Below are 12850 nucleotides of genomic sequence, written 5' to 3' on the forward strand. Positions count from 1 at the left end.
CCAAACTTTTTAGGGGATGATTCTACGATGCAGCTTAAGAAGCTAAACGATAAAAGTATTGACCAATTATTCGAAGCCATTTTAACACTTAAAAATATGGAAGAATGCTATGTCTTCTTCGATGATCTGTGCACCGTAAATGAGATTCAGTCGCTGTCACAGCGTCTTGAGGTTGCGCGCATGCTGGGCAAGGGCTCTACATACAATCAAATCGAAGCTGAGACCGGAGCGAGCACGGCTACCATCTCCCGGGTGAAGCGCTGCCTGAACTATGGTAATGACGGCTACAAAATGACTCTGGAACGCCTGGGACGCTAATCATATGAAACCGGGCGTCCTAATCATCAGTCACGGCTCCCGGGACAAGACCTGGGTGAAGATTGTCGATGAAGCAGTGAACCAGTTATCCTTGGAGGAGGCGCTGCCGGTGGCAGTGTCCTTTCTCGAGCTGGTAGAAGGCCGCCTGATTCAGGACGGAATAAATGAGCTTGAACATGCAGGGGTCACAGACATTATTGTGGTCCCCTTGTTTGTTTCATCGGGCAGTACGCATATTGATGAAATAGCATATGCACTGGGCTCGAAGCCTGCGCCGGAGCGCGAGACCGATCTTGAGCCGTTCACCGTCTGGGCGAACGTCCATTTCGGCTATCCGGTCGACGACGACCCGGACATTGCGGTCATGCTCTGGGACAAGCTGCGGGAGCTGTCTGTCCGCCCGGAGCGCGAGGTCATCCTGCTCGTCGGCCACGGCAGCAAGCACGACGGCTTCCGCCAGCGCTGGGAAGCGGGCATCTCCTCCCTGGCGGAGCGGGTGCGCGCCGTCAGCGGTATAGCAGCGGCGGATTACGGCCTGCTGAGCGTCGGGACGGTGCGGGAGCGGGCGGAATATTGGATAGGGCTGGGCTACGGTGTGCTGGTGGCCCCGCTCTTTTTGAGTGAGGGATATTTCACCAAGGTTGTACTTCCGGGGCAGCTCCAGGGGCTGGATTACGGCTACACCGGCCGCACACTGCTGCCGCATCCGCTGCTGCCGCACTGGATTGAAGAGCAGGTGCGTGTGATGCTGCAGCGGGTGCGCGGATAGTAATGAGCTTTTATAGTCTAAAACGGGTTCTGCTGCATAGATATATTTAGATAGCCTGCTGATGCAATTTGTATGATATAGCAAAAAAGATTTGCCGATTAGCCTCCAACATTGCTTGTAGGGTGCGGAATTGGGTATAATCAGTAAGGTTATCTATTTTAAATACACAGGTGGCGTTCCGGTAATGAAAACTGCGAGATTGATTTATAATCCCACTTCTGGACGGGAAGAAATGAAAAGACGACTCGCCGACATTTTGGAGCGGCTGGATATTGGCGGCATTGAAGCCTCCTGCCATGCCACAACCGGGGAAGGCGATGCAACGGCAGCGGCGGCTGAGGCTGTTGAACGCGGCACTTTTGATCTGATCATAGCGGCCGGCGGTGACGGTACTCTGAATGAGGTCATCAACGGGATGGCGGAGAAGCCTAACCGGCCCCCGCTGGGTGTACTGCCGCTTGGTACGACCAATGATTTTGCCCGGGCGATGGGCATTCCGAAGAACTGGGAGGATTCCTGCGATCTGATTCTGCGCCAGGAGTCGCGCCTGATTGACCTCGGTAAAGCCAACGACCGTTATTTCATTAATATAGCCGGCGGCGGACGCCTGACCGAGCTGACATACGAGGTTCCAAGCAGACTGAAGACCATGATGGGCCAGCTTGCTTACTACCTGAAGGGTATCGAGAAAATGGCCAGCCTGTCGCCGCAGGAGCTCTACATCCGCGCGAACGGCCAGGAGCTGATTCATGACGAGTTCATGCTGTTCCTGATCGCCAACACCAACTCCGTCGGCGGCTTTGAGAAGCTTGCTCCGGATGCCCGGATCGACGACGGCCTGTTCGACGTCATTGCAGTCAAGAAATGTAACCTTGCCGAGTTCATCCGTCTGGTCACCCTGGCCATCCGCGGCGAGCATTTGCAGGACAAGAAAGTCGTGTACTTCCGTACCGACGCAATGGAGGTTACCTCTCCGGGCTACGTCCAGCTTAACCTGGACGGTGAGCTAGGCGGTACCCTGCCGGGCAGGTTCGAGATCCTGCCGCAGCATCTGCGGATTTTTGCGCAGAATCACTAAGCGGGAGATCAGCAAAAAGTAAGACAAGATAAAGCTCCACTTGATTCGTGCGGTGGCCCGCCGGGTCAGCTGGAGCTTTTGGCATGAGAAGAACATGAAAGAAGTGAGTATACAATATGAGTAAACACCGCAGCGGACGCCGTGGGGGCAGCCGGGAAGCAGCAGCGCCAGCCGCCGATCTGCCAGTGAACAAGAATGACGAGGTGATGCTCGATATTATCGGCATGACCCATGAAGGTGAGGGGGTAGGCCGGGTGGATGGCTTTACCCTCTTTGTGCAGGGCGCCCTGCCCGGTGAGAAGGTCCAGGCCAAGGTGCTTAAGACCAAGAAGCAGTACGGCTATGCCAAGCTGCTGAAGCTGGTGCAGTCCAGCCGTGACCGCATCGCGCCGCCCTGCGACATCTACGACCAGTGCGGCGGCTGTCAGCTGCAGCACATGGACTACACCGCCCAGCTAGCCTGGAAGCGCCAGCTGGTGGTGGACAACCTGCAGCGGATCGGTAAGCTGCAGGTGGCCGGAGCGCCGGACAGAGGCGCTATAGCCGGAAGCGGCGGCGCGGAGGGAACTGCAGAGGCGGCTGGGCTGGCTGAGGGCGCGGGTGCCGGTGCCGGAAGCGGGGACGCGGAAGGAGCTGCAGAAGCGGCGAAGCCTGCGGGTGAAGCGAGTACTGGTGCCGGGGAGGCGTGGGCTGACGGCATCATCGTCCGCCCGACGCTGGGTATGGACGAGCCTTGGCGCTACCGCAACAAGGCCCAGGTGCCGATCGGCGTCACTGAAGGCGGGCTGGTCGGCGGCTTCTATGCCCGCGGCAGCCACCGGATCGTCGATATGGAGACGTGTCTGATCCAGCATGAGCATAACGACGACGTCGTAGCTGCGGTGAAGAGCATCGGCAGAGAGCTCGGGATTACTGCATATAATGAAGAAACAGGCCGGGGCCTGCTCCGCCACGTCGTCGTGAAGAAGGCTTTCCGCACCGGTGAGATGATGCTCGTCCTTGTTACGAGCGGCCGCGATATCCCGCACCTGGATGCCTGGCTCGGCAGCATCCGCGAACAGCTCCCGGATGTAGTCAGCATCTGCCAGAACGTAAACCCTCAGCGTACGAACGTGATTTTCGGCAACGAAACCCGCGTCCTGTGGGGCCGAGACGTAATCTACGATTACATCGGGGACGTACAGTTCGCCATCTCGGCGCGTTCCTTCTATCAGGTGAACCCGGCACAGACTGAGGTGCTGTACGGCAAAACCGTAGAATACGCGGGACTGACCGGCAACGAAACCGTCATCGATGCCTACTGCGGCATCGGGACGATCTCCCTGTTCCTGGCCCAGCATGCAGCTAAGGTTTATGGCGTAGAGATTGTGCCTGAAGCGATTGAGGATGCGCGCGGAAACGCGAAGCTTAATAATATGAATAATGTAGTGTTCGAGGTAGGGGCGTCCGAGGACGTTATCCCGAACTGGAAAGAGCAGGGCGTTACGCCCGACGTGATCGTCGTCGATCCGCCGCGCAAGGGCTGCGACCCGCGTCTGCTGGATACGATCCTGGCGATGAAGCCGGAGCGGGTAGTGTATGTGTCGTGTAATCCATCGACACTGGCAAGGGATTTAAGGGTGCTGGAGGATGGCGGGTATAAGACGGTGGAGGTTACGCCGGTGGATATGTTCCCGCATACGGTGCATGTGGAGAGCGTGGCTGTGCTGGTGAAGAGTTAAAACAGGGAAATATATCCCTATATCTGTAATGTATAGCGGCATGGTGATTATTTGTTGTGTGCTAATATCTGGTACTATTTATTTAAAGGACGACGTCAGGGCTTATAATACGTCGTCTTTTTTTATGCTTTAGTTTCCGTGTACTTGGCAAGAATAGTAGATCAATCGCCTTGTTAGCTGCATCATTATCAGCTTTTTTTGCAATGTATGACCCTAAATGTTCATTGCCGGGAATCGCATCTGATTCCGAGTTTTTAAACTTATCCTCATAAACTAACTTTTATATATTAACTTGACAATAATAAGCTATAAGGTTTAGAATTATTTGTGTCAGGTATTCGACAATTCGGCACTATGACAATAGCTATCCTCGAGGGTATATTAAATTTCATTTGTACCGACAATATAATGATTAGTTACTATTGGAGGAATTCATCATGACTAACCTTACAGACAAAGTTGCAATAGTTACAGGCGGAGCTTCCGGTATTGGTTTGGCTACAGTTAAAGCTTTTTTAGCTAAAGGAGCTAAAGTGGTCATTGCCGATTACAATGAAGAGCATGGCAAAGCCGCTGAGCAAGATTTGAAACAAACATATTCCGATGTCCTTTTTGTTAAAGTAAATGTAGCTGATGAAAAACAAGTTGAGAATCTGGTATCTGAAACGGTTAAACGGTTCGGTAAATTGGATATCATGTTTAATAATGCAGGTATAGGCGTTCAAAAGCCATCACACGAACTAACTGATGAAGAGTACAAACGCGTAATAGCAATTAACCAGGATGGTGTCTTCTATGGTGCGAAATATGCCATCCGTGAAATGCTGAAAACTGGCGGAGGGTCCATTATCAGTACTTCTTCAATCTTAGGTTCAGTTGGTGAACCGACTTCTATGCCGTATGCAGCAAGTAAAGGTGCTATAAACCAAATTACAAAATCACTTGCGTTGGAATATGCAGACCGCAATATTCGTGTTAACGCAGTTGCTCCGGGTTTTATCGAAAGTGGCCTTGTTAATAAAGAGGCACTGGGCGATTTCTATGACGGATTAGTGGCCAAGCATCCATTAGGCCGTTTGGGTAACCCGGAAGAAATTGCTCACGCTGTCGTATTTTTGGCCGAAAATGATTTTGTTACCGGAACAACGATTTCAGTTGATGGCGGATATCTTGCCAAGTGATTTATATAAAATAAGATAAGAGGCTCCTCACTTAGAAACTCCGCGGCTTGCGCCACGGAGTTTTTTTGTCCAGTTCTATAAGGTCACATTTCATATTAACTCTAAGGAGCGGGGATTGCCTTAGCCCTTGGCTGTAACATAGGAGCCATTTAGTACGGTGTTGTTCCACCCGGTGTATCAGAAATGTGAAACTAGAACACGAACACACTCTACAATCGCTGCAGAAGCGCGGTATAGTAATCATTTCCGTTCCGCTTATCCAGTTTTTCCGCTGTGGCGAGAGCGGCTTGCTGGAAGTGCTTCGCAAGCAACGTTACCTCCCCGGACTGGTGCTCACACGGGTGCCCTGCAGGAAGCTTGACCTGGAACTGGATGGGTTCTTCCGCCAGCTGGCGGAACAGCTTGGCCGAATAGGCGTTGAATATCATCCGGTCGACCGGGTTCTCATGATCGAGGGAGGAGGCGATATACTCTTCAAAGACCTCCAGCGCCTTGATTGGATCGGTCAAGGTCAGGTATCCGATGTGCTCTCCCTGATGATATAGAAAGTCGCGGTTTCCCTTTACCAGCTTGAAGCCCCTCTTCTGAAGCTTATCTGCTTCCTGCTGACGGCCCAGCCGCAGCAGGGGGAACAGCACCTTCGAGATGGTCACATGGGGCACCTCGCCGCAGCTCATTTTACCTTTGAGAATCGGCTCTGCTGTCTTCACGGTCCCTTCGTCGTCTCCCCGCTTCGCCAGAAACTCGACAAGACGGTTCTGCTCACAGGCCGGACAATCGCTCATCTCATCCCGGTCCATGGCCTGCAGGATGTCCCATTCTGACTGAGAATGGTCCAGCTCCCCAAGCTCCGCGAAGATATGCGCCCGGTAGTAGTGATAGGAACGGCTGCTATAGCCTTCGGCCGCAAAGCGTATCTTCATGTCCTCCAGCAAATTCTCAATCTGGACACGGCTTATATCTGCAAAGGAGGTGATGCGGTCCAGAACCCACTTGTAGGACCACAGCAGGGTGAAGCTGTCAAACCGGTCCGGATTTTTGTCATATTGCCCTAATTGCCAGGAAAAGGCGACCAGTGCCTTCATTGGATATCCGTGGAAGCTGCCTGTCTCTACGATTTCGCTGCGGGCCTCAAAGCCCTGATCGATATCTCCTGCAGCATCTGCCACCCGTACCGCCTGCTCCAGCAGCTCCAGCTTAGCTTTTCCGCCTGGCATGTCATAGGCTTCGTCCATCAGCTCTTCGAAACTCATCCCGGTAAGGTTCATCTATTTGTCTCCTCCTGTTGAGTGACTGGCCGTCATACCCCAATCAATAAATTGAATAATGCCTTTGTTCAGAAGCGTTGTCTCCTCGCGGCTCATCGGATAATGTCCCATCATCAGCGCATTACAGTACAGCATCTCGATAATGGAAGGCAGCATGGCCTTGTGTGCCGGATGAAAGGCCCGCTCAATGACGGGATTGTTCAGGTTAAAATAAAGCGTTGCGTATGCTGCATCTTTGAGTGTAGCGCCCAGACTGCCCAGAACGGAGGACAGAGCGTCGGTGCTCACTTCTTTGGCCGCCTCCATAACACGCCACTGAGCGGACTCCTGCGACAGCGTATAGAGCACAGGAATCTCCTCCGGCTTGAAGCGGCGAAGCTGCACCTGGCAGCGGAATTTCTGCAGCACACTATCCGCCAGTCTTACGGATTCATAGTAATCAAGCCGCTCTTGAGGTGTAATATCGGTAAAGGATAATGAGACTTCCTCCGGCAGCAAGCGTTCACTCTGCACGTCCGGATCAATTAGAGGCAGTAGGGACAGCAGCTCGGCATCATAAATATATCCGCCATTCACCACCAGCATGGATTGGGCCGAAGCTACATGGGTAATCTGACGGTACTCATCCAGAGTAGCAGTAAAATAAAGGGGAGACTGCTGCTTCAGCTTGCCAAGCGGCTTCGTGCCAAACGTGCTCTCAAACGGGAGCCACTCGTGAATAATCGAGTAGAAGGACGAATCTTCCACCGCGAGAGCCTTCATGGATAAGGCATGCAGGGAAATGATAGATTGCAGGCGATCGGGATCATATTCTGCCATTCGCATCAATTCCTGACGAATAGTGTTCCCCAGCTCTTCCCGCACCTGCTCCAGCTGGACGTTCTCATAGAAATGCTCCCGGGAAGCGGTCGGCTGCAGCTCATCGGTCCAGATCATGCATTTAACGAAGAACGCCCAGTCCGGCAGGATATTGCCGGCGGCCTCGGAGACCAGCATGTGCTTCAGGTACACCCGGTGATTGCGTTTGGCGCCCAGGTTCACCGCCTGCGGCAGGATGAAGGCGATGCCTCCCGTCCGGCCCGAGGAGGTGTGCAGGGGAATGAAATCGCGGAACGTCTCCCCAAGCACCTGCTTGCCAAAGGCCAGCACCTCGCTGCGATGCTTCCGGGCCAGCTGCGGATCTTTGACCCATGGCGGGGATGGCGGATTAATTAAGTGAGTGGCCTGATTGGACATCAACTCGATGGGATAGGGCAGCAGAGCTCCATAATGGAACAGCCATTCTTGCAGATGCTCTAGCTTGAAGTACGGCTCGGAGCCTTCTTTACAACGCAAAAAAACCTTGGTTCCCGGAGCGTGTATCCCTTCGAGCTTGCGGATCGTATAGGTTCCGTCCGGCTTTCCGCGCCATTCCAGTGCAGGTCCGCCCTTGGCGGATTGGGTAACCATGACGATATCGTCACTCACCATAAAGCAAGACAAAAGCCCGATGCCAAACCGTCCGATAAAAGAGCTATTGGTCTGAAGAAAATCCTCGTCCCGCTTGGAGGATTGTCCGATCATTGCCAGGAACTCATGAATGTCCGGCTCGTTTAACCCGATCCCGTTATCTTCTACTAATAAGGTCGCCCCGGTTGAATCCCGGTTTACCTCAATATGAATCCTGCCCTCGTATCCACCCTGGGAATAAGCCTGCCGTGCAGTAATCGCGTCTACGCCATTTTGCAGCAGCTCCCTCAAGAATACCTTCGGGCTGCTATACAAATGGTTAGACAAAATGTTGATCATGCCACTTAAGTTGACCTGAAAGCGATATGTATCCTGGGTTTGATTCTCCATCCTTGTTCTCCTGTTCTGTAATCATTTGCTTCTCATCCGCAGGAGGACAGCTATACTGTCCTTTATGCCAACACAGCTGTTATGTAGACGGATGCCGCTCTATATATTACCCCTAAGCTGCTTTTTAAGAATCAGATACTTCCGAAAAACTACCATATTTATACATCGGTTTAATTACCGCTCTGCAATGCTGCATAATTTTTTGCTGTTATTGTCCACCAGAGCTTCCTTTTTAGGCAAGGGCTGTTTATCAGATGCTCTTTTGTGAGGATCTGATGAGAAGTGAACTAATTTCGTATTATATTAAAATGATTCGTGCATTACCCATATTTAGACTTTCTCTTCCTGTTGATATTATGAAAGCTGTTACAGCAAGTAATTAGCGTTTAAGGGCTGCAGATAATCGAGGCCGTCTATCCGTCCGCTTTTGTGAATGCGTTTTCAAATTTTGTCGGCATTTGTATTCAAAAGGAGGTGTATTAATCGTCCAGCCAGACTTGACGTAGCCAAAGGAGTAAATTCGAATCCTTAAGAAATTTCCTTAAGAAAAGGAGTCAGACGAAGATGAACAGTAGAAAATGTGTAATCAGCATCTCCCGCCTCCTCATCGTCATCATGTTGTTCTCCGTATTCACGTATACTCCCGTCCCCGCTGCTGCGGCCGGAGATGAACGGGCTGTTGAGCTGAATGATCTCATTGCTCAAGCCGAAGCTCTAAAAACCGGCAATCGGGAATTCCCGCTCCAGGTCAGTCAGTCTGTCTATGGTGCCGTCTATGGCTCCGATGTGAACCAGGCTCTTCCATGGGTGCATGAGAGTGAACTCAAAGCGCTTAATACTGCTCTTGAATTCGCACGCCATGCGGATACTCCCGACGCCGAAGCTATAGCCATTCTTAAAGAAGCAATAGTCAACTTTACTGAGAATATTAAATCAGACGGTTCCGATCCCTATTTCCGTCTTGATCCGGGTCCTGGGAAGGTTCCTGTAAAAGTTACTGCACCCACCAATAACTGGACGGCAAGAGCTCCGCTCGACAATCGCGTCCCCGCTGACTTTGCCGGTGGCACATTCGCAATGATTCCGTATCCTTTTGCGGATTCTCAAGGCAAAGCTGAAGTGCTCCAGATTAATTATGCCCATAACGGGAAAAGCACGTTCGGCGGCATAAGTATTGAATCCCCGTTGTCTCCGGCCGTAAATGTCCCAGAGGGTTCAACGATTGAATTCGATGTCTACTATCCAAAGAGTGCACAGGGCAAATACATGAGGTGGAGAATCAGAAATACTAACACTAACCTTGATTCCTACCTCAGGGAGTACCAGTACAACAACCTGAATCCTGACTGGGTTGGCAGCTTCAACGGTGAATCCTGGTTGAAGGCTCATCACAGCATTACCGCCTCGACGGGCAATTCCTCAAGCTTTATTCTTGAGCTCCATGGCGAGAATGCCCGTTCTGCAGAAACCGGTATGCTGCTTGTCGCCAATATCCAGATTACCGCACCTGATCCTAACGGCATTGCGCTTCCGAGCGTAGTCAACAAGGAAAACCAGAGTGAAGTTGCGCCTCTAAAGAGTGTTTACAATAAGGAGAATGGCCTGTTCATGGTCGGCGCAATCGGAACCGGCGCCGTAACCGGAACCAGAGCCAATCACTATGAAATTTTTGTCGACGGCAACAATTTAAAGGCTGATGGAACGCATCCCCGTGGCCCCGAGTGGCTGAAAAGCGTTACCGGAGCAGCCCTGAACGGCGCAACTACAACCCCTGGCTTAGCTGAATACAGCTTCCCGACCAGCTCTTACCAGGCGATCAGGGATTCCGGAGCTCCCGGACAGTACAAGTCTCACGGCCATGTATTGGCATGGTACAACCAGGCCCCTGGGTGGATGACACAGATTATTCCTGCGAACCTTTCCTCCGGGTACAATGGCTCGGCCGATTTCTACGGGCTTGGCAACGGCGTTACCACTACGGTTAAGGTAGACAAAGAGATGGCAAGAAGAGTGCAGTTTAATCACACCATGTATGTGATGCGGCACTTCCTGACTACAGATACGAAGTACGGCTCAAGCGAATCCCGTGGAGTAATCCCCTTCCATTCATGGGATGTGCTCAACGAAGAGGTTCACGAAAGCCGCCACAGCGAGCTCATCTCCACGAATGCGGACAACTGGAGAACGAGCCTTAAACACACTAACTGGCTAGCTGCCATTTCGGATGATCAGATTGGCGGCGACATCACTGGACATTATATTTACCTGCTCTTCAAAAACGCGCACATCGCAGCCCCCAACGCCAAGATGGCTGCGGCTTACAAAGCTAATTACGCTGACCTTCCGGAGTACATGAAGCTCGATGGACACGACAAAGACGGCAGTATTGACGCTTACATCGTTGACAATCCTCCGAAGCTGACCTACAACGATTACGGACTTGCGACCCGCAGCAAGGCCAGGACGGTATATAACATGGTTCTCGAATTAAATACCGCCTGGCTCTCCGATCCGCTGTATGACGGAAGACCTCTTATCGAAGACATCGGTATCCAGGGACACGATGCCGTTGGCAAGACGCTTGCCAGCGATAACCAATATGCAATGGCCCTCTATGCCTCGCTCGTTGACCGGGGCCTGCTGTCCGGTATTACCTATTCAGAGCTTGACCTTAAAGTGCCGACGGATGCCCCGGGAGGAGGCGCGACTGCTCCCGCAGTGCTAAATGTGAGACAGTCGGACGCCCTTGGTTACGAGTACGCGCTGCTCTACAAAACCTTTACCAAGTTCGCCCCGTATATCGATCACATCATCAGCTGGGGCGTATCGGGTTCCGGATGGCAGGGAAGCTACGTCCTGTTCGACGGTCAGAGTAATGCAAATGCCGGCTACTATGGCGCTATGAATCCGGACAGATTCATTCTTGGACATTCGTATCTGGATGGTTATTTTGCAGGCGAATACGAGACAATCCGGAGCAATGCCATTGACCTTGGTGATCTTGGAGTCTATATACCCAATAGTGTGAATGCGGACCTCAGCGGCTTGGAACTGAGCGCGGGCTCACTCCGGCCGGCTTTCAACGCAGCGGCTACAGAATACGAGGTTTCCCTGCAGGATGCCAGCAGCATTACCGTTACAGCGGCAGCGGCAGACAGCAGGTCATCCATTAAAGTGAACGGCACAGTTGTTGCCAGCGGTACAGCATCCGGAGCCATAACGCTGACACCTGGTACAAGAGCGGATATAAAGGTAGAAGTAACAGCTGCAGACGGTACGTTAAAGACGTACACCATAAAAGTAACAAACGGCAGAACAGAGGCAACGCCTACACCTGCAACGCCTACACCCGCAACACCAGCACCCGCAACGCCAGCACCTGTAACGCCTGGACCTGCAGCACCCGCAGTATCTGCGAACCCTGCGCCTGCAGCATCAGCTGTTCAGACGACTGTGAAGAATGGAACGGCATTTGTTCCGGCACCGGATCTGGCGAAAGTAAAGGAATGGATGGATAAAAATCTTACCCTGGACATACCTGTGGCGCAAGGAGTGAATGCATACTCGGTAGGCTTGCCGGCTGCAGCACTGACAGGCGGAGCAAAGGATAGCAAACTCACGATTTCCACAGAGCTGGGCAAGGTAGTACTGTCCGGCAACATGCTGACAGGCATAACCGAAAGCAGCAGCAAGGAAGTAGCGCTGGAGATTGGAAAAGGCGACAAGTCCAAGCTCCCGGCGGAAGTGAAGGCGGCTCTCGGCGATAGACCAATCATACAGTTAAGCCTTAAGGCGGACGGAAAAGAATTAGCCTGGAGCAATCCCAGTGCACCTGTAACCGTGTCCGTGCCTTACAAGCCGACTGCGGAGGAATTGAAGAATCCCGAAATGCTTGCTGTCTGGTATATTGACGGAGGCGGAGAGGTTCTAGCCGTACCGAGCGGACGTTATGCTTCCAAGACGGGTATGGTAACCTTCATGACAACCCATTTCAGCAGCTACGCAGTAGCTTACGTATACAAGACATTTACTGATCTCGGAACGGCAGTATGGGCCAAGAATGCGGTCGAAGTACTTGCGGCAAAGGATATTCTCAAGACAGAGGGTCATATATTCAATCCGTCATCCGATATCACAAGGGCAGATTTCCTTTACTCCCTTGTCAGGACGCTTGGTTTGACTGCACAAGTAAACGGGAATTTTAGCGATGTACAGGAGAGTGCTTATTACTATAATGAAATTGCGATTGCCAAAGCTCTTGGCATTACGAATGGCCTGGACAATGACAGATTCGGCAGCGCCCTTAAGATTACAAGACAGGACATGATGGTGTTGACCGAAAGGGCCTTGAAGCTTGAGAATAAGCTGAACACCCAGGGCGAGGCTGCAGATCTGGAGAGATTCACCGACAAATCGCGGGTTGCTTCCTATGCGGTCAACAGTGTAGCTGCGATGGTGAAGGAGGGGCTGATCGAAGGCAGCGGCAGCAAAATCAATCCGGCTGGAAACACAACCAGAGCAGAAGCTGCGGTGTTCCTCTACAGACTGTACAATAAGTAAGAAATCCGCATAAGGATGATGGAATCAGCTGTTTTACCAGCGCTGGTCTAGCTGGAAGTACAATATAATAATAGACCGCATACCCTTGCCGGGTGTGCGGTCTATTTGACGTTTAG

General features: G+C 52.0%; 8 protein-coding genes. 6 read left to right on the forward strand and 2 right to left on the reverse strand.

The window, feature by feature from the left end:
- The first annotated feature begins 27 nt into the window (after window positions 1–27).
- The 5 genes from R70723_RS03035 (at window position 28) to R70723_RS03055 (ending at window position 5067) form a co-directional block, all read left to right on the forward strand.
- Window positions 28–318, forward strand: a complete 291-nt coding sequence (locus R70723_RS03035) for a YerC/YecD family TrpR-related protein (RefSeq protein ID WP_039869680.1) — start codon at window positions 28–30, stop codon at window positions 316–318.
- 4 nt (window positions 319–322) lie between these two features.
- Window positions 323–1087 (forward strand): sirohydrochlorin chelatase, encoded by a 765-nt coding sequence (locus tag R70723_RS03040; protein ID WP_039869681.1) that lies wholly within the window; start codon window positions 323–325, stop codon window positions 1085–1087.
- 184 nt (window positions 1088–1271) lie between these two features.
- The gene (locus tag R70723_RS03045) at window positions 1272–2165 is read left to right on the forward strand and encodes a diacylglycerol kinase (RefSeq protein ID WP_039869687.1); all 894 of its coding nucleotides are present in this window, start codon (window positions 1272–1274) and stop codon (window positions 2163–2165) included.
- Window positions 2166–2281: 116 nt separating this feature from the next.
- Window positions 2282–3886 (forward strand): 23S rRNA (uracil(1939)-C(5))-methyltransferase RlmD, encoded by a 1605-nt coding sequence (gene rlmD / locus R70723_RS03050; protein WP_039869690.1) that lies wholly within the window; start codon window positions 2282–2284, stop codon window positions 3884–3886.
- Window positions 3887–4323: 437 nt separating this feature from the next.
- Entirely contained in the window at window positions 4324–5067 is a 744-nt protein-coding gene (locus tag R70723_RS03055) for an SDR family NAD(P)-dependent oxidoreductase (protein WP_039869692.1), read from the forward strand.
- Between the two features lie 209 nt (window positions 5068–5276).
- On the opposite strand, the gene R70723_RS03060 is transcribed toward R70723_RS03055, so the two are convergent.
- Both R70723_RS03060 and R70723_RS03065 read right to left on the reverse strand, forming a co-directional pair.
- On the reverse strand, window positions 5277–6335 hold the full coding sequence (locus tag R70723_RS03060) for a hypothetical protein (RefSeq protein ID WP_039869694.1): 1059 nt from the start codon (window positions 6333–6335) through the stop codon (window positions 5277–5279).
- Window positions 6336–8174, reverse strand: coding sequence for an HSP90 family protein (locus R70723_RS03065; RefSeq protein WP_039869696.1), 1839 nt, complete (start codon window positions 8172–8174; stop codon window positions 6336–6338).
- A gap of 564 nt (window positions 8175–8738) precedes the next feature.
- On the opposite strand from R70723_RS03065, the gene R70723_RS31845 reads away from it, so the two are divergent.
- Entirely contained in the window at window positions 8739–12734 is a 3996-nt protein-coding gene (locus R70723_RS31845) for an S-layer homology domain-containing protein (RefSeq protein WP_052421169.1), read from the forward strand.
- Window positions 12735–12850 lie beyond the last annotated feature (116 nt).

It is taken from the genome of Paenibacillus sp. FSL R7-0273 (assembly GCF_000758625.1).
GTDB lineage: Bacteria > Bacillota > Bacilli > Paenibacillales > Paenibacillaceae > Paenibacillus_AQ.